20 protein-coding genes are annotated in these 18,498 nt (G+C 47.8%); 17 read left to right on the top strand and 3 right to left on the bottom strand.

All coding sequences use genetic code 11. From position 1 onward, the window contains the following. Both gcvPA and gcvPB read left to right on the top strand, forming a co-directional pair. Positions 1–1,347, top strand: coding sequence for an aminomethyl-transferring glycine dehydrogenase subunit GcvPA (gene gcvPA / locus ACFO4L_RS16090; RefSeq protein WP_377910681.1), 1,347 nt, complete (start codon positions 1–3; stop codon positions 1,345–1,347). Continuing rightward, a complete protein-coding gene (gene gcvPB / locus ACFO4L_RS16085) occupies positions 1,344–2,819 on the top strand; it encodes an aminomethyl-transferring glycine dehydrogenase subunit GcvPB (protein ID WP_377910679.1) in 1,476 nt (491 codons plus the stop codon). Before gcvPA ends, gcvPB begins: the two co-directional genes overlap by 4 nt. A gap of 60 nt (positions 2,820–2,879) precedes the next feature. On the opposite strand, the gene ACFO4L_RS16080 is transcribed toward gcvPB, so the two are convergent. Further along, complete coding sequence (locus ACFO4L_RS16080; RefSeq protein ID WP_377910678.1) at positions 2,880–3,254, bottom strand: rhodanese-like domain-containing protein; 375 nt, start codon at positions 3,252–3,254, stop codon at positions 2,880–2,882. 132 nt (positions 3,255–3,386) lie between these two features. Between ACFO4L_RS16080 and ACFO4L_RS16075 the strand changes: the two genes are divergently transcribed. The 3 genes from ACFO4L_RS16075 (at position 3,387) to mntR (ending at position 7,738) form a co-directional block, all read left to right on the top strand. After that, complete coding sequence (locus ACFO4L_RS16075) at positions 3,387–4,217, top strand: lipoate--protein ligase family protein (protein WP_377910677.1); 831 nt, start codon at positions 3,387–3,389, stop codon at positions 4,215–4,217. A gap of 276 nt (positions 4,218–4,493) precedes the next feature. Next, complete coding sequence (locus ACFO4L_RS16070; protein WP_377910952.1) at positions 4,494–7,049, top strand: vitamin B12-dependent ribonucleotide reductase; 2,556 nt, start codon at positions 4,494–4,496, stop codon at positions 7,047–7,049. Between the two features lie 248 nt (positions 7,050–7,297). Beyond that, complete coding sequence (gene mntR, locus ACFO4L_RS16065) at positions 7,298–7,738, top strand: transcriptional regulator MntR (RefSeq protein WP_377910676.1); 441 nt, start codon at positions 7,298–7,300, stop codon at positions 7,736–7,738. An 80-nt stretch (positions 7,739–7,818) separates the two neighbouring features. Here the strand turns inward: mntR and ACFO4L_RS16060 are convergent, their stop codons facing one another. Next, on the bottom strand, positions 7,819–8,610 hold the full coding sequence (locus tag ACFO4L_RS16060) for a hypothetical protein (RefSeq protein ID WP_377910675.1): 792 nt from the start codon (positions 8,608–8,610) through the stop codon (positions 7,819–7,821). 64 nt (positions 8,611–8,674) lie between these two features. Continuing rightward, positions 8,675–9,073, bottom strand: a complete 399-nt coding sequence (locus ACFO4L_RS16055) for an SA1362 family protein (protein ID WP_377910674.1) — start codon at positions 9,071–9,073, stop codon at positions 8,675–8,677. A gap of 228 nt (positions 9,074–9,301) precedes the next feature. Here ACFO4L_RS16055 and aroQ point away from each other — a divergent pair, with 228 nt between their 5' ends. From aroQ to ACFO4L_RS15995, 12 genes are all read left to right on the top strand, one after another. Then, a complete protein-coding gene (gene aroQ, locus ACFO4L_RS16050) occupies positions 9,302–9,739 on the top strand; it encodes a type II 3-dehydroquinate dehydratase (RefSeq protein ID WP_377910673.1) in 438 nt (145 codons plus the stop codon). Beyond that, on the top strand, positions 9,736–10,797 hold the full coding sequence (locus tag ACFO4L_RS16045) for a M24 family metallopeptidase (protein ID WP_377910672.1): 1,062 nt from the start codon (positions 9,736–9,738) through the stop codon (positions 10,795–10,797). Before aroQ ends, ACFO4L_RS16045 begins: the two co-directional genes overlap by 4 nt. Positions 10,798–10,835: 38 nt before the next feature. Then, the gene (gene efp / locus ACFO4L_RS16040; protein WP_377910671.1) at positions 10,836–11,393 is read left to right on the top strand and encodes an elongation factor P; all 558 of its coding nucleotides are present in this window, start codon (positions 10,836–10,838) and stop codon (positions 11,391–11,393) included. 32 nt (positions 11,394–11,425) lie between these two features. Next, entirely contained in the window at positions 11,426–11,803 is a 378-nt protein-coding gene (locus ACFO4L_RS16035) for a hypothetical protein (RefSeq protein WP_377910670.1), read from the top strand. Positions 11,804–12,028: 225 nt separating this feature from the next. Next, positions 12,029–12,523 carry an acetyl-CoA carboxylase biotin carboxyl carrier protein gene (accB, locus tag ACFO4L_RS16030; protein ID WP_377910669.1) on the top strand — a complete coding sequence of 165 codons (495 nt, stop codon included), beginning with the start codon at positions 12,029–12,031 and terminating at the stop codon, positions 12,521–12,523. An 11-nt stretch (positions 12,524–12,534) separates the two neighbouring features. Continuing rightward, on the top strand, positions 12,535–13,893 hold the full coding sequence (gene accC, locus ACFO4L_RS16025; protein ID WP_377910668.1) for an acetyl-CoA carboxylase biotin carboxylase subunit: 1,359 nt from the start codon (positions 12,535–12,537) through the stop codon (positions 13,891–13,893). Position 13,894: 1 nt separating this feature from the next. Then, the gene (locus ACFO4L_RS16020; RefSeq protein ID WP_377910667.1) at positions 13,895–14,296 is read left to right on the top strand and encodes an Asp23/Gls24 family envelope stress response protein; all 402 of its coding nucleotides are present in this window, start codon (positions 13,895–13,897) and stop codon (positions 14,294–14,296) included. Between the two features lie 154 nt (positions 14,297–14,450). Then, positions 14,451–14,858: a transcription antitermination factor NusB gene (nusB, locus tag ACFO4L_RS16015; protein WP_377910666.1), complete on the top strand. Its 408-nt coding sequence runs from the start codon at positions 14,451–14,453 to the stop codon at positions 14,856–14,858. A gap of 15 nt (positions 14,859–14,873) precedes the next feature. After that, on the top strand, positions 14,874–15,731 hold the full coding sequence (gene folD, locus ACFO4L_RS16010) for a bifunctional methylenetetrahydrofolate dehydrogenase/methenyltetrahydrofolate cyclohydrolase FolD (protein WP_377910665.1): 858 nt from the start codon (positions 14,874–14,876) through the stop codon (positions 15,729–15,731). Then, entirely contained in the window at positions 15,728–17,077 is a 1,350-nt protein-coding gene (xseA, locus tag ACFO4L_RS16005; RefSeq protein ID WP_377910664.1) for an exodeoxyribonuclease VII large subunit, read from the top strand. Before folD ends, xseA begins: the two co-directional genes overlap by 4 nt. Further along, a complete protein-coding gene (xseB, locus tag ACFO4L_RS16000; protein WP_377910663.1) occupies positions 17,074–17,286 on the top strand; it encodes an exodeoxyribonuclease VII small subunit in 213 nt (70 codons plus the stop codon). The genes xseA and xseB overlap by 4 nt, the downstream gene beginning before the upstream one ends. A gap of 19 nt (positions 17,287–17,305) precedes the next feature. Beyond that, the gene (locus ACFO4L_RS15995; RefSeq protein WP_377910951.1) at positions 17,306–18,166 is read left to right on the top strand and encodes a polyprenyl synthetase family protein; all 861 of its coding nucleotides are present in this window, start codon (positions 17,306–17,308) and stop codon (positions 18,164–18,166) included. The last annotated feature ends 332 nt before the right edge of the window (positions 18,167–18,498 follow it).

The raw sequence follows: 18,498 nt of genomic DNA, 5'->3' as shown, positions 1-18,498 counted from the left end.
ATGAGCAGTCATCGGTATCTGCCGTCAACAGAGCAAGATCAGCAAGCGATGATGGAAACGATTGGAATTGATTCGTTAGGAGAGCTATTTGCAGACGTTCCTGAGGAAGTTCGGTTTCAAGAGGCACTGAATGTTCCAGAAGCACTGAAGGAAACAGCGTTAATCAAAGAAATGCAGCGGCTCGCTGAAAAGAATACGAACGTGAAAGATGTACCTTCCTTTCTGGGGGCTGGTGTGTATGAGCACTACATTCCATCGGTCGTAAACCATATGCTGCTCCGTTCAGAATTTTTCACAGCCTATACGCCGTATCAGCCTGAGATTTCTCAAGGCGAGCTGCAGGGGATATTTGAATTTCAAACGATGATTGCTGAGCTCACCGGCATGGATCTCGCTAACTCTTCGATGTACGACGGTCCTACGGCTCTGGCTGAGGCAGCGATGATGAGCTGCGGTGTGACTAAGAAGAAGCATATTCTCGTTTCGGAGGCCGTTCACCCGGAAGCTGTGGAAGTACTGCGAACGAATGCAAAGGGCCAAAACCTGGAAGTCGTCGTTGTCGAGGCAGAAGATGGGCAAACAAACCTGACTGCGCTGGAAAACAGCTATTCTGAGGATACAGCCTGTGTCATCGTGCAGTATCCGAACTTCTTCGGCCAAATTGAAGATTTGGAAGAGATCGAAAAAATTGCTCATAGCAAAAAAGCACATTTTATTGTTTCATCCAATCCGCTGAGCCTGGGCATGCTGCAGCCGCCCGGAGAATTTGGAGCAGATGTTGTAGTAGGGGACGCTCAGCCGTTCGGCATACCAACCCAGCTGGGAGGACCGCACTGCGGCTACTTTGCTGTGACGAAAAAGCTGATGCGTAAAGTACCGGGCAGACTTGTTGGTGAAACAGTGGATGAAGACGGAAGACGAGGGTTTGTTTTAACGCTTCAGGCTCGGGAGCAGCATATCCGTCGCGACAAAGCTACCAGCAATATTTGTTCCAATCAGGCACTGAATGCGCTCGCTGCATCTGTGGCCATGAGCGCGATCGGAAAATATGGTCTTCAGGAAATGGCTTCTCAGAACATGCAAAAGGCCCACTACGCGAAAAAGCGCCTTCAGCAGGCTGGTTTTGAACTGGTTCATGATGGCCCGTTCTTTAACGAGTTTGTGATTAACCTGCCTGCACCGTGCGAACGAGTAAATGAGGCACTGTTTAAGAAAGGCATCATCGGCGGACTGGATCTAGGCAGATTTTACGAAGGACGCGATCATCACATGCTGATTGCAGTTACAGAGCTTCGTACGAAGGAAGAAATTGAAGCACTCGCAGAAGGACTGGAGGGATTAAAATGAGAACGGAAGAACAGGCGCTCATTTTCGAGCTGAGCAGAGAAGGTCGAATAGGTCACAGCCTCCCGGAACTGGATATCGATCCGGTTGAAGAGCAGGAGCTGCTGCCATCTAAGTATCGCAGAAAAGAACCAGCTGAACTGCCGCAGGTCTCCGAGCTTCAACTCGTCAGACATTATACGGCTTTATCACGCCGTAACCATGGAGTAGATTCCGGCTTTTATCCGCTCGGGTCGTGTACGATGAAATACAACCCGAAAATCAATGAAGATGTAGCGCGATATCCGGGCTTTGCTCACTTGCATCCGTATCAGCCGGAGTCACAGATTCAGGGTGCGCTTGAATTAATGTACGAACTGCAGCGGTCTCTTGAAGCTGTAACAGGTATGGATCAAGTGACGCTTCAGCCTGCAGCGGGGGCGCACGGTGAGTGGACCGGGCTTATGCTGATTCGCGCTTATCATGAGGCGAACGGCGATTACGGCCGTACGAAGGTCATTGTTCCAGACTCGGCACACGGCACGAACCCTGCCTCTGCTGTCGTAGCTGGATTTGACGCTGTTACGGTTCGCTCCAATGAAGAAGGACTGGTAGATCTCGAGCACCTGCGTGAGCTGGCAGGCGAGGACACAGCGGCGCTGATGCTGACGAATCCAAATACGCTGGGGCTGTTTGAACGCGATATTGTTGAAATGGCTTCCATTATTCATGAAGCGGGCGGGAAATTATACTATGACGGAGCTAACTCCAATGCAATTTTAGGCATGACTCGTCCCGGTGATATGGGATTTGACGTCGTACACTTAAATCTGCACAAAACGTTTACAACTCCACACGGTGGAGGAGGACCTGGTTCTGGTCCGGTTGGGGTTAAGCAGGATCTTGTTCCGTATCTACCAGCTCCGATCGTTGCAAAAGAGGGCGACAGCTACAGGTTTGCCTGGGAGTTTCCGGATACGATTGGCCGAGTGAAGCCATACTACGGTAACTTTGGAATTAATGTACGTGCCTATACGTATATTCGAACGATGGGCCCGGAAGGATTGCGGCAGGTTTCCCGTCAGGCAGTGCTGAATGCAAATTATATGCTGCGCAGGCTGCAGCCGTACTTTGACACGCCATATGAGCAGCATTGCAAGCACGAGTTTGTATTGTCAGGGAAAAGACAAAAGAAACTTGGCGTCCGAACGCTGGATATCGCAAAGCGGTTGCTTGATTTCGGCTATCATCCGCCGACGATTTACTTCCCAATTAACGTCGAGGAATGCCTCATGATTGAACCGACTGAAACAGAATCGAAAGAAACACTGGACGAATTTTGCGATGCGATGATTCAAATTGCTAAAGAAGCAGAAACGAATCCTGAGATTGTTCAGGAGGCTCCTCATACGACGGTCGTAAGCCGTTTAGATGAAACACAGGCAGCCCGTAAGCCAATCTTGCGCTGGCAAGCGAAAGAAGAAGCAACCGTTTAATTTAAAAGAAGAAAAAGCCTTCCGGGGAGCCATCTCCGGAAGGCTTTTTGCAGGGAAATCTTATTTTTTTACTTTGCCTGTCCACTTTTTAAAGCCGCCTTTAAGCATGTTCAGATCTTCGGCATCTCTTTTTTTGCGGAGAATCTTGGCAGCCTGTACAGATCGGGATCCGTTTTGACAGTATAAATAAACAGGCTTATCCGGCCGAATCTCTGAGTTTCGCATCCTCATTTGAGAAAGCGGAATATTTCGTGCACCCAGAATATGTCCGGTTTTAAATTCCCGCTCTTCACGGACATCAATCAACTGTGCTTTTCGGTAATTTTTAGTGAACTCTTCCTGTGTCAAAACCGACAGGTACGACGGTTTTTTCATACGGAAAATGAGAAACACAATTAGCAAGACGGTTACTGCAATCAGTATCCACAGTTCCATTCTGACACCCCTTTACATGACGTTTACCATACTAAATAATAAACGTTATCAGGTCTTTGTGCAATGTTTCTCTTTCTGCTTTGTTCTTCAGTCTGTTTTTCTGTATGATAGAATGGTTGGGAGGTTGCTCGTATGGAACAATGGTATTACATAAATTCAGGTCCGGCCGGTCCCGCCTACAACATGGCGCTTGATGAAAAGCTGATGGATTGGCACCGGGAAGGGCGAATTCCTCCGGTTATCCGCTTTTATGAATGGAATCCGGCCTCGCTTTCACTCGGTTATTTTCAGCGAGTGGAACGGGATATTGATCTAGAGGCTGTTAAACGGCATAAAGCAGGACTTGTCAGGAGGCCGACAGGCGGCAGAGCTGTCCTGCACGAAGATGAGCTGACGTACAGCATCATCGTAAAGGAAGATCATCCCGGTATTCCCGCCGGCATCACCGAAGCATACAGAGTCCTTTCAGGAGGTCTCCTGCTCGGATTTAAAAACATGGGATTGGAAGCGGGATTTTCCATTCCGCGGACGGAAGAAGAAAAAGCAGATTTAAAATCACCGCGATCCGCCGTCTGTTTTGACGCACCATCCTGGTATGAGATGGTTGTAAACGGTCGAAAGATTGCCGGGAGTGCCCAAACGAGACAAAAAGGAATTATTTTGCAGCACGGATCAATTATTCGGCGGTTTGATGAGGAAAAATTATTTGATATGTTTTTATTTAAGAGTGAACGAATTCGCCGGAGAATGCAGGCAGGCTTCCGCAGTAAAGCGACGCCAATGGAGGAGCTCATGGAACGCATTCCATCTCCAGAAGATATGAGGGCTGCTTTTGTGCGCGGGTTTGAAGAGGATCTTGGCATTCAGCTTAAAGAGTGGGAGCTCAATCAAGAGCTGAAAGAGCAGGTCAGCCATCTGGCTATAAGTAAATACGCGTCGGATGAGTGGAATTACAAATACTAGTATATACCTATTTTTTCGAGCAGAGCCTTGCGCCCGCCGGCTCCTCGAAAAACGGCATATTAATTTCATAACTTTTGCGTTTACAAGCTGACGACCAGGGTATAGAATAGCAATATATCCTATATATAGTTGCTTATTTCACTGAAAACACTATATATAGCGTCATGCTTACGTAATTTCATAAGGAGCCTTGCCGGGCTTCCTTTCTTTTTGCCCGGACAATGATGCTCAGCATTATCAAAAGTACGAGAAGGAGCGAGGCCAGTGACTACGTATATGTCAGAAAAACGAATTGATCTCGATCAGCTGAATAAGGACATTGAGCAGTTTCCACAGGTATTTCCGGTAACTCCGGATATGCACCGTCAGCAAAGCGGAGTTTCCAGATTGGTGATGCTGGATCGTTATACGTTCAAGGATACAGAAAAAGTAACGTTAAAAGCAGGAGATTTTGTCGTACTGACCGTTAAGAACGATCCAAAGTTTCCAGCACGGGGATACGGTTTTGTGACGAGCATTAACTGGGAAGCGGGAACCGCTAAAATTGCGGTTGAAGAAGAATTCCTCGGTGTGCTTGATTCTCCTGAAGAGAAAAAGACCGGCATCGTTGAGCGCTCACTAGCGACGATCGATAAACCGCTTGAGCTTTATTATGAACAGATTGCTAAGCGTAATGCTCGCGGTCTTGCCTCCGTTGAGAAAACAGAAGAGAAGCGCAGTGAATGGTTTGAAAAGTTCTACCAGCAGCTCGTGAACATGAATTTTGTTCCTGCAGGACGGGTTCTTTACGGAGCAGGCTCCGAAACAGACGTTACGTATTTTAACTGCTATGTCATGCCTTTCGTAGCTGACTCACGAGAGGGAATTTCCGATCACCGCAAACAAGTCATGGAAATCATGAGCCGCGGCGGAGGTGTGGGAACGAATGGATCTACGCTTCGTCCAAGAAACGCGCTTGCAAGAGGAGTGAACGGGAAGTCTTCCGGTTCAGTATCCTGGCTCGATGATATCGCTAAGCTGACGCATCTCGTTGAGCAGGGAGGGTCCAGGCGAGGAGCACAGATGATAATGCTCGCAGACTGGCACCCGGATATTTTGGAGTTTATTATTTCAAAAATGCAGAATCCGCGGATTCTCCGCTATCTGCTCGAGCAGACAGAGGATGATCAAATTGCATCTCTTATAAAAGACAAACTGAAATTCACGCCGTTCACAGAGCTGGAAGAGGCAATGTACCAGAGCATCATTAATTATAAGCATATTGAAGGCCAGGGAGGCTTTGATCCAAAAGTAATCCGTGATGCGGAACAAAAGCTTCGGGATGGCGGAACGTATCAGGTCAACAATGCCGAATTTTTAACTGGTGCGAACATTTCCGTCTGTATAACGAAAGAGTTTATGGAAGCTGTTGAGCAGGATGCAGATTACCAGCTTCGTTTCCCGGACGTAGAGAACTATTCAGCAGAGGAAATGCAGGCGTATAACCGCGAATGGCAGGAGTACGGAGATGTTCGTGAATGGGAAAAGCTTGGGTTTGGTGTCCGCACTTACCGCACCATTAAAGCGAAAGAGCTTTGGAACCTCATTAATATCTGTGCGACGTATTCTGCAGAACCTGGTATTTTCTTTATAGACAATGCTAACGAAATGACAAATGCAAGTGCCTACGGGCAAAAAGTAGTTGCTACCAACCCTTGCGGAGAGCAGCCGCTCGCTCCTTACTCCGTTTGCAATTTGGCTGCGGTAAACCTTGCTGAAATGGCAGATACAGAGGCGAAGAAAGTAGATTACGAAAAACTGGCTGAGACAGTAGCTACCGGCGTCCGCATGCAGGACAACGTCATTGACGCAACTCCTTATTTCCTGGAACAAAACACGAAGCAGGCGCTCGGCGAGCGACGCGTCGGTCTTGGGGTTATGGGGCTGCACGATCTGTTAATTAAGACGGAGACCCGCTATGGCTCTGACGAAGGAAATGTCCTTGTTGATAAGATTTTTGAAACGATTGCTGTTACGGCTTATCGTACCTCAATCGAACTTGCTGAGGAAAAGGGAAGCTTTCCTTATCTTGAGAGTAACAGCGCAGATGAAACACAGTACCTTCGATCGAAGTTCACGGAAACCGGTTATATGAAGAAAATGCCGCTAGACGTGCTGGAGGGGATTCAGAAGCACGGCATTCGCAACTCTCATCTCTTAACAGTAGCGCCTACTGGCTCTACTGGAACGATGGTCGGAGTATCTACTGGATTGGAGCCGTATTTTTCCTTCTCTTATTTCCGAAGCGGAAGACTTGGAAAGTTTATCGAAGTGAAGGCAGAAATTTTGCAAAAATATCTTGAAGAACATCCGGAACAAGATCCGAATGAGCTGCCCGACTGGTTTGTTTCGTCAATGGAGCTTTCACCTGAAGAACATGCAGACGTTCAATGTGTGATTCAAAAATGGGTGGACAGCTCATTGAGTAAAACGGTTAATGCACCAAAAGGCTATACCGTAGATCAAGTTAAATCTGTTTATGAGCGTCTCTATAAAGGCGGAGCTAAAGGCGGTACAGTTTACGTTGACGGCAGCCGTGATTCACAAGTGCTTACGCTGAAAGCAGAAGAGAACGACAACTATGCAGTGGACCTCACTGGAGGAGAGCAGCAGAATGAAACAAAGCAGCCGGTTGTGCTTGTTGAAACTATTACCGATGTCCGCTCCACTTCTGTAAATTACGGAAGTGAGGTTGGAGATACGTGCCCGGTTTGCCGACAGGGAACGGTAGAAGACATCGGAGGCTGCAATACGTGCACGAACTGCAGCGCTCAGTTAAAGTGCGGGTTGTAAATTTCACATTGCGGTAACAAAAGGACTGCAGGACTCGATGAACGAGTCCTGCAGTCCTTTTCGGGCTTGAACAGAATATAATATTATGAGGTGGGCGAAACACACGCAGCCGCAATAAGAATCGATCCTGTAAAGGCGCCAGTGTTAAGCTGTGAATGGACCGAGCAGCAAGAAAGCATAGAAATAGACCGGCGCATATGCTAAAATGTGACATGCACAATGAATGCAAGCTGTCTGGAGGATCATACATGCCTACACCCAGTATGGAAGATTACTTAGAACGAATTTATCAACTGATCGATGAAAAAGGCTATGCCAGAGTATCAGACATTGCAGATGCATTGGACGTCCATCCATCATCTGTAACAAAAATGGTTCAGAAGCTTGATGCTGAGGATTATTTAGTTTACGAAAAATACAGAGGCCTCGTCCTGACAGCCAAAGGGAAAAAGATAGGCAAACGGCTCGTCTACCGGCATGAACTGCTTGAGGAATTTATGCGCATTATTGGTGTCGATGAGAAACGAATTTACAGTGATGTGGAAGGAATTGAACACCACCTCAGTTGGGAAGCGATTGACCGGATCGGGGATCTCGTAACGTATTTTGAAGAAGATCACAATCGCGTCAAAGAATTGAAAGCGACCCAGCGAAAACAGGACCCTGAAGAAGGCGGAGAAGAGCAGTAAATCGTTACTTCAGGACGTATAAACCATAAGGAGCACCCCGTCAGCCTTCCGCTGATAGGGTGCTCCTTCTCGATTAATCCCTAAATAATTTTTTCGCCCCGTCCATACTGAGCGTACGAACCTGAGACGACCATAATAAAAGGCAGAATAATCGTTATCCACAGGCCTAGAAATAAACCGGCCGCTACATCACCGATCAGGAAGCCCTCAAAAGCAGGACGGACGCCGAAATGAACAAATAAAATGCCGGCTGCCCCAATAGCGGAAGCAAGCCATTTGGCTGGAGCTTGGGTCTGTTCAACAAACATCCGTACTTTATACTGCTCCAGCACCGCTCCTATGCCAGTTCCAAGCAGCAGACCAGGGAGCAGCAAAAACAAATCATCAGGAGCTAAGAGAAGAGCTAAAAAGAAGGGAAGGATAATAGAGAACGAAAATAGATAAGCATCCGGCATAGATCCGATCCATTCAAGGCTGCGGTAAAAGGTATAACTGATAAAACCGCCAATCAGTATACCGCCGGTAACGGTGAAAACAGGTACGCCTCCTGCAAGCAGGTAAATCAGGCTGACGGCTGCAGCTGCAGCAATACAAAGGGCTGCTTCTGTTCTTCTCCTGCACAGCGGCAGCAGAAAAGCAAACAGTGTAACCGTTGCCTGAATATGAGGATGGGTAAAGGGAACGCGATCATTGCTTAAAAGCAAATATGGAAAATACATCAGAATAACGTATCCGAGCGACAGAGAAAGCACCGTCAGATAAAGAAGCTGAAAACCCGATCGTTTATCCAACGTCCAAAAAATCGCTCCGGCAGTGATCAGCCAAACTGCAAAGAGTATCTGTGAATAGACAGTGACAAAATAGGAACTCAAGCTTGATCCCCCGCTTCCTGAAGAACTTCAGACTTAATCGGGTGTAAAAGAAAAGAGCCAAGCATTAAAACAAGGCCCGGCTCTTTTTCTTAGGGTTCTTTTTACCTTCAATAACGGTCAGCTTCACCTCTGACTGCCTTTTCAGCAGCGGCTTCGGATGTCGCTTTTCCTGTTTCACCGTTTTCAGTGGAACGTGGCTCCGACGTGATTTCGGCTTGGTTTTCTGCTGCTGCTTAACAACGGGCCGCCCGTTCTTAACAGGCACTTGAAACCCGCTCTGGCGCTGCATCAGCTTCGGCTGCAAAAACTTTTTAAACAGCAGAATAAGCAGTGTGACAATTCCAATCGTTACGAAAATACTGGTTATGAATCCGGCGGGATCGCTGAACAGGGAGACCCCGATGCCGAGAGCAGCAAAAGCTAATACGATAACCACAAGCGGATGAATGCGCCTGCTTTTCATTAGGTCCACCTCCATAAATGTTAAACGGATCATCAGTCCGGTGAAGGAATACGTATACTTACATTTTACATGAGCAAATCGAATACTGCTAGAATGATCTACCGTTCTTTTCCCTGTTTCAACGGATTTTACACCTTGTATTGCCAACCTTGATGAACTATTCATTCCCAGGCTACTATGATAAAATATTCGTTGTGAAAGAATTTCGCAGGAAGGCGGGATGCCCGCATGCTGAACGTTCATGTCATTAATGGACCTAATTTGAATCGGCTTGGAAAAAGGGAGCCGCATATTTATGGAGCAAAGACGCTTCATGACCTTGAAAAAAAAGTGGCAGCACATGCGGACCAGCTTGGCGGAGCCGTTACTTTTTTTCAATACAGCAGTGAAGGGGCTATCATTGACTGCCTGCATGCCGCTGAAGAAACGGCAGATGCGGTCATTTTAAATCCGGCTGCGTTTACACACTACAGCTACGCGCTTCGTGATGCAATTGCCTCTATAGGCATTCCGGTTGTAGAGGTACATCTATCCAACGTTCACGCCCGGGAAGCATTCCGTGCCGTGTCCGTTACAGCGCCGGTATGCAGAGGGCAGATAAGCGGTTTCGGTTTTGAAGGGTACTGCATGGCACTCGACTTTCTTTACAGGGAGGAATTAGCATGACGAGAACAGATCAACTAAGAAGCAGGTTCGATGCGCATGGCGTAGATGCTTTTGTAACGCAAAGTACATATAACAGAAGGTATTTGACCGGTTTTACAGGAACAGCTGGCGCAGCTCTAATCGCAGCTGACAAAGCACAGCTGATCACGGATTTTCGCTATACGGTTCAGGCACGCAGCCAGGCAGAGGGTTTTGAGATCGTTGAACATAAAAAACCATTGCTTGAAGAGCTGGCCGAACAGGTAAAGGCACAGGGCATTCAAAAGCTTGGGTTTGAGAAGGATCACGTTTCTTATACACAGTATGAAGCACTGCGAGATCAACTGGACTGTGAACTGGTTCCAGTATCCGGCATCGTGGAAGACATGAGACTCGTGAAGACTGCGGAGGAAATCAGCGTGATCGAAAAAGCGGTGCAAATCGCCGATGAGGCGTTTGCGCACATTCAGACATACATTAAGCCTGGAGTAAAGGAAATTGACGTATCGAATGAGCTGGAGTTCTTCATGCGAAAGCAGGGGGCTGTTTCTTCCTCTTTTGATATTATAGTCGCTTCTGGAGAACGTTCTGCCTTCCCTCACGGCGTCGCTTCAGATAAAGTCATTGAGCCTGGAGAACTTGTGACGTTGGATTTCGGTGCTTACTATAATGGATACTGCTCTGACATTACGAGAACGGTGGCAGTCGGGAATATATCAGACGAATTGAAAGAGATCTACGACACGGTACTCCAGGCGCAAATCCGGGGCGTCAATGGCTTAAAGCCAGGTCTCACCGGACGTGAAGCAGATGCACTGACGAGAGACTATATTAAGGACAAAGGGTACGGCGAGTATTTCGGCCATTCTACCGGACACGGAATGGGCATGGAGGTGCATGAAGGTCCAGGGCTTTCACATCGCTCCGACAAAAAGCTGGAGCCTGGGATGGTTGTAACGGTCGAACCAGGCATCTATGTTGAGGGAACCGGCGGAACGAGAATCGAAGATGACGTCGTTATCACCGAGGAAGGTTGCCGGATTCTTTCCAAATCTTCGAAAGAACTGATCGTTTTATAAGCATAAACGTACTGTTACATTAAAAAGGAGGATATAACATGATTTCAGTAAACGATTTTAAAACAGGACTAACGATTGAAGTAGACAATGATATTTGGCAGGTGTTGGAGTTTCAGCATGTCAAGCCGGGAAAAGGGGCCGCTTTTGTCCGTTCCAAGCTCAGAAGCCTTCGTTCAGGGAACATCCAGGAGAAAACATTCCGGGGAGGAGAAAAAGTAGAAAAAGCGCACATCGATAATGCGAAAATGCAGTATTTGTATTCGTCAGGTGATGAACACGCATTTATGAATACAACGACTTATGAACAAATTGAACTGTCTACCTCCCAGATCGAACGGCAGCTGAAGTTTTTAAAAGAGAATATGGAGGTAAGTGTCCTCTCATTCGGAACAGAAATTCTTGGAGTGGAACTTCCACAGAACGTGAAGCTCGAAGTGACGGAAACGGAGCCAGGCATTAAAGGCGATACGCAGTCAGGCGGAACGAAGCCTGCAACACTCGAAACAGGATTGACTGTGCAAGTGCCGTTTTTCGTAAACCAGGGCGACATCCTGATTATTGATACAAAAGACGGCAAATACATTTCCCGCGGATAGCAGAGAATTTAAATTAATTGGAGTGAGCAGTCATGGAATGGTCAGAATTAACGGAAGGCGCAAAAGCAGTATTGGAACAGACGCGCAGCCAAAAAAACGATAAAATTCAGATTGTGGAGTTTGAAGTAGGATTCTCTCAGTCTGAAGAAGAAGCAGAGGGGGGCATGCCGGTTTCTATTCAGGAAGAAGACTACAAAAGCCTGAAGGCATACACTCAGGAAAACGAGTACGGTGAGAAGTATCATATGGCGCGCAATAAAAACATTGTTAAAATCATTTTGCTTGAAGACGGAAAAATTCCGGATAACCTTTCAGACTTTCCGATTTTCCGGGACTACAAAACAGTGGAAAAGCAGGACTTAGAGCAGGAAGAAGCTGCAGAAAGCAGTGACAGCAATAACGAAGCTTGATCGAGGATGATCGTATCTCTGCTGTAAAGCGTCACCTTGGAAAGAATGGAGTAAGGCGAAGGAATTCCTTCGCTTTACTCAGATTGTCATTGTAAGCGCTTACGAAGTGGTCTGACCAAAAAGATGTTTTCAAATTATCTGAAATACGGTAGCATATTTATGAGCAACTCCTAATGGTTTATCGTTACATGTAACGGAAGCTAAATGATGAAAGGGCGGATCATGATGTTAAAAATTCAGGAAATCAGAGAGCTCATTAAACTGATTGACGATTCAAGCATTGATGAATTTAAGTACGAGCAAAATGGAGCAAAAGTGTCACTTAAAAAACACGGCGGTCAAACCGTACAAGCATCTTCACCTGCACCGCAGCAAAAGGAAGCTCCAGCGCCTCAGCCGGCTCCAGCGCCTGCGCCTGAAAAACAGTCTGCTCCGGAGCCAAAGGCCGAAGCTCCTCAAACTGGCAGCGATCAGGAAGGTACATATAAAATAACCTCACCAATGGTTGGAACGTTTTATTCCTCTCCCTCTCCGGATTCGGATCCGTACGTAGCAGAAGGAGACACGGTTAAGAAGGACTCCGTCGTCTGCATTGTTGAAGCGATGAAGCTGATGAATGAAATCGAAGCAGAAGTGAACGGACGTATTGTAAAAGTACTGGTTGAGAACGGCGAGCTGGTTGAATACGGCCAGGAACTATTTCTCGTCGAAGCAGAATAGAGGGATTGAATATGAAAAAAATACTAGTCGCAAACCGCGGAGAAATTGCCGTCCGAATTATCCGGGCAGCACAGGAAATGGGCATTGGCACTGTAGCCGTTTATTCAACTGCAGATAAAGATGCGCTGCACGTTCGAATGGCTGATGAGTCTGTCTGTATCGGTCCTGTCTCCAGCACAGACAGCTATTTAAATTTCACCAACATTATTAGTGCTGCTAAGCTGACGGATGTTGACGGAATTCATCCAGGCTACGGTTTCCTGGCTGAAAACCCCGATTTTGCTGAAATATGTGATGCCTGTAACGTGACGTTTATTGGTCCCAGTCCACAGGCTATCAGTCAAATGGGAACAAAGGACGTCGCAAGGAAAAAGATGCAGGAAGCTGGAGTACCTGTCGTACCAGGCTCTGATGGCCTTGTCGATGGTCCAGATCACGGAGCCGAAGTAGCGGCTGAAATTGGCTACCCTGTTATCATTAAAGCAACTGCCGGAGGCGGCGGAAAAGGGATTCGAGTAGCTAGAGATGAAGCAGAATTAAAAAAAGGAATTTCTGTTACCCAAAAAGAAGCGAAGGCGAACTTCGGCAACGGCGGCGTCTATTTAGAAAAATTTATCGAAGATTTCCGGCACGTGGAAATACAGGTGCTGGCTGACAAGCACGGCAATACGATTCATCTAGGGGAGCGCGACTGCTCAATCCAGCGTCGCCTGCAAAAGCTGGTGGAAGAAACGCCATCGCCTGCGGTGAGTCCGGAAGTACGCCGGAAGATGGGTGACGCGGCTGTTAAAGCTGCCGAAGCTGTAGATTATGTTGGAGCTGGTACGATTGAATTTATTTTCGATCATAATACCGAATCATTTTATTTTATGGAAATGAATACACGGATTCAGGTGGAGCATCCTGTAACCGAAATGGTTACAGGCGTCGATTTGATTAAAGAGCAGATTCGTGCGGCCTCCGGCGAGCCGCTCAGCGTCCGCCAGGAAGATGTGACGTTTAATGGCTGGAGCATCGAATGCCGGATCAATGCAGAAGATCCATTCCGTAACTTTATGCCCTCTCCGGGAACCTTGTCTTTTTATCTCCCGCCGGGCGGACCAGGAGTCAGAGTCGACAGCGCGTGTTATAATGGGTACACAATTAGCCCGTTTTATGATTCAATGGTGGCAAAGCTGATTGTACACGGGGCCGATCGAGCGGAAGCCGTGAGCAAAATGGAGCGCGCGCTGAAAGAATTTTATGTGGAAGGAGTCCATACGACAATTCCTTTCCATATCAGGCTTTTTCAGCATGACGTATTCCGAAGCGGGGATTTCAATACGAAGTTCCTCGAGCTTTACCCGATACGTGCTGAAGAGGAGGAGTAAGATGGCTGAGAACCACACAGTAAAAATAGCCGATTATAAAAATGAACTGGGTACGGTTGAAATCTCACCTGAGGTCGTGGAAATAATTGCGGGCCTCGCAGCTGCAGAAGTGGAAGGTGTAGACCACCTGCACGGGAATTTCGCGGCTGGAGTTGCTGAGAAACTGGGACGTAAATCCTTAAGCAAAGGGATAAAGGTCGACATGAACGGGGAGAATGTCACAATCGATGTCTACATCGTTACAAAATACGGGCATTCAATCCCGGAAGTTGGCGGCCGGGTACAAGAAAACATCGTACAAACATTGAAAACGATGACAGCGCTGGAGGCACAGAACGTGCACATTCACGTAACCGGTGTCCAGTTTGAAACAAAGCTGGAAGCTGAGGCCGCTCCAGAATAATGCAGCGTTCTGCAGGCATGCTAGTTGCCTGCAGAACGTTTTTTCTTGATTAAAGCGCTTACGCCCCCTTTCACATAGTGCATGAAGGCTTAGTGATATGCTATTATGTAAAAGGTAATCAGACAGAGCAGTACAAAAAGGAGCAAGATATTTTATGAACAGAAGAGTGGCTAGAATCAAGTCGGTTCAGGCCCTTTACCAGGTGGAAATGACCGGAGTCGACCCGGCTGAAGCCATAGAGGCCACATTGGAACAGGACGAGCAGAGCAGTGACTTCCTAATAAAACTCGTAAATGGAACACTGGATCATCAGGAAGAGATTGACGGACGACTGGAGGGGGCACTTGACCACTGGTCGCTTGATCGGTTGTCGAGAATTGACAGAGCCATTCTCAGACAGTGTGTCTTTGAAATGATGAACCTCGAGGACGTACCGGTCAATGTCAGTATTAACGAAGCCATTGACCTCGCCAAAGGCTTTAACGCTGACGAAGAAGCTGGTAAATTTGTAAATGGAGTAGCGTCCCGAATCGCTGCGGAATTAAACGAAAACAACGAATAAAAAGGGGATGGGAATATGGGAGCAGAAGTGATTTCCGGTAAAGAGCTTGCACAGGCGACGCGTCAAAGTCTTAAGGAGCGGACTGAGAAACTGGTGGAACAAGGAATAACACCCGGTCTTGGAGTCATTCTGGTAGGAAATGACCCTGCTTCCGCCTCTTACGTTCGTGGAAAAGAAAAAGCGTGTCTGGAAACAGGTATTCATTCTGAAGTGGACCGGCCTGAAGCGACCATCACAGAAGAGGAGCTGCTCGAAAAGATTGAGCGCTTAAACAATCGCGAGGAAATTCACGGGATTCTCGTTCAGCTTCCGCTGCCGGACCACATCGACGAGCAGAAAGTCATTATGGCGATCGACCCGGCTAAAGACGTAGATGGCTTTCATCCTTACAATACCGGAAAAATGCTGACAGGCGAGGACGGTTTTTTACCGTGCACGCCGTTTGGAATTATACATATGCTGAAGTCACGCAACATACCAATTGAAGGCCGTCATGCTGTCGTGGTTGGCCGCAGTAATATAGTCGGCAAGCCAGCCGGAATGCTTTTATTGAAAGAGAATGCGACTGTTACGTTCTGCCATTCCCGAACACAAGATATGAGAAGCCATACGCTGCAGGCCGATATTCTCATTGCTGCTGTCGGTAAAGAAAAATTCATATCAGCAGATGACGTAAAGCCTGGCGCAGTGGTCGTGGACGTAGGCGTCAACCGCACATCCGACGGGAAGCTGGCAGGAGATGTTGATTTTGCTGGCGTGAAAGAAAAGGCTTCATTTATTACGCCTGTACCCGGCGGTGTTGGGCCGATGACGATTACCATGCTGATGTACAACACGGTGATGTCAGCTGAAAAGAAGCTGTCCGCAACATGAATCACGTTACCGTATCGGCAATCACAACGCTTATTAAGCAAACGCTCGACAGGCATGCCGGACTTCAAAATGTATGGGTGCAGGGAGAGATATCCAACTTTAAGAAGCACAGCCGCGGTCATATGTACTTCACGCTAAAGGACGATAAATCCCGACTGCAAAGCGTCATGTTTGCCGGAAACAACCGCAGCCTTGCCTTTGCTCCAGAAAATGGAATGAAGGTGCTGGTCCGCGGAGATATCTCCGTCTATGAGCCTTTTGGTCAGTATCAGTTTTATGCTAAAGAGATGCAGCCGGATGGCATAGGTCATCTTTATATGGCCTTTGAACAGCTGAAGAAAAAACTAGAGGCGGAAGGGTTGTTTTCGCCGGATCATAAGAAAAAAATCCCTAAAATTCCGGAACGGATTGCGGTCGTCACGTCTCCAACCGGGGCTGCAGTTCGCGACATTGTGACGACGATACGACGGAGGTATCCGCTCGCAGCGGTGACACTTCTTCCTGTATTGGTTCAGGGCCCAAACGCTCCAGAGTCGATCATAAAAGCGCTGAGACAAGCTGAAGAAACAGCCTCCTTTGATGTGATCATTGCCGGCAGAGGCGGGGGTTCTCTGGAAGAACTTTGGGCGTTTAACGAGGAAGAGGTTGCGCGCACGATCTTTTCTTTGACAACACCGGTGATCTCTGCGGTCGGGCATGAAACAGATGTAACCATCAGTGACTTCACTGCTGATTTACGAGCACCTACGCCGACTGCGGCTGCCGAGCTTGCAGTACCGGATATACAGGATATGCGTGCATTTGTGATGGAACGCCACACCCGCCTGCTTCGTGCAGTGAAATTAAAATTTGATCGAAAGCAGGAGCAGCTGAAAGCACTTGAGCGCTCGTATGCATTTCAATATCCGCAGCGTCTTTTAGAACAAAAGGAGCAGGAGCTCGATATATGGACGGATAAACTTCGTCGTGCGCTTCAGGAGAATGCCCAGTCCCAGCGAATTCGTCTGGAAAAAATGGAGCAGCGGCTTTCTCATGTACATCCTAATCAGATGGCGGAGAAAGAAAAGAACAAGCTCATGCAGCTCGAACAGGCTTTAAAGACCGCGATAAGACGGCAGCATGATAACGAGCGTCATCGGCTGAACCTGCAGCTGTCCAAACTGGAGCTCCTAAGTCCGCTTCAGCTGATGAAAAAAGGCTACAGTCTTACCTATGATAAGCATGGTGATCTGTTGAGATCGGTTGACAGTGTTGCGAAAGGTGACAAGGTATCACTGAAAATGAAAGATGGCCGCATTGATGCGTCTGTCGTCAATGTAATCAGAGAGGAGCGCGAGGACAAATGACCTTTGAAGAGTCTATGAAAAAACTGGAAAGCATCGTGCAAAACCTGGAGCAGGGTGACGTGCCGCTTGAAGAAGCAATCGACATGTTTCAAGAGGGAATGAAGCTGTCCAAAGCTTGCCATGACAAACTGCACAAGGTGGAAAAGCAGATGACTGAAGTGCTCGAGCAGGACGGTACCCTGTCAGAACTTCCGGAGGAGGAGTTGTAGCGTGCAACTGAAAACATTTATGTCTGTTTATAAAGATCGGGTTGAGCAGCTGTTTCCGACCGTCGTAGGCTCTGCAGAAATGCCGCAAAAGCTGAAGGAATCGATGCTTTATTCATTGGAAGCAGGCGGGAAACGGGTCAGACCTCTGCTCGTCTATGCAGTTTTGGACACATATGGAATAGCACCGGAAAAAGCCGATCAGACAGCCTGCGCTATCGAATTTATCCATACGTACTCACTGATTCATGATGATCTGCCAGCAATGGATGATGATGACGTACGCCGGGGGCGTGCAACCAATCACCGTGTTTATGGAGATGCCTGCGCCATATTGGCAGGAGATGCGATGCTCACGCAAAGTTTTCAGCTGATTGCAAAGGACGAGCTGCTTTCTGCGGATAAAAAGGTGCAGATCATTGCAGCTGTAACTGAGGCGTCAGGTGCACCAGGAATGGTAGGGGGTCAGCTGGACGACATGGAAGCAGAGGGACGTGAAGTAGACGTCCAAGAGCTGGAATATATCCATGCCCGAAAAACGGGTGCTTTATTATCGGTGGCGCTTCAAGCCGGTGCGGTAATTGCGGGTGCTCCGGAAGCGGAACAGCGGGCTTTAGAGGCTTTTGGTAAGCATATCGGTCTTTCCTTTCAGATCAAAGATGATCTCCTGGACGTTGAAGGAGATGAATCAGAGATCGGCAAGCCGGTCGGCAGCGATGAAACGAATGATAAAAACACCTATGTGCGCCTTCTGGGAGTGGAGGGAGCGCGGGAAAAACTCCGCTATCACACTAACAGAGCGTTTGCGGAACTGGAGCAGGTTTCCGGCAATACGGCCGTGTTAAAGGAGCTCGCCGCATACATCAGCGAGCGCACGAAGTAATTGTCCGTACCTCTTTACTCATGGTATAATGAGAAAGGAGAGTGGTGCAGTATTCTAGTCAGTTCTTCACCTTCGAAAGCGGGCCTAAAAATCCACTAAAGGGCACATCGATGAAGTTCCTAGTCTCGGCTTGAGGCGCCCAGCCTTGGGTCCTGACTGGGAGTAAAGGCTGTAGGGCGATCCACAATGGCATGTGGGCGTTGACCCTGCAGCCGCGGAGGCCCATGAGTGTGGTGCTGTTCCCATCAGCGCTATGCTCATGGGTATGAACCTGCCGCGCGGGAAAGGGAAACCCGTGGGCAGCGTAGCCTGCCTTGAGTGGAGTATGAGGG

The sequence above is a fragment of the Bacillus daqingensis genome (genome assembly GCF_042654445.1).
In the GTDB taxonomy this organism is placed as follows: Bacteria; Bacillota; Bacilli; order Bacillales; family Salisediminibacteriaceae; genus Alkalicoccus; species Alkalicoccus luteus.
The sequence above is the reverse complement of the archived record's forward strand: the minus strand, read 5'-3'. Positions and strand labels throughout refer to the sequence as shown.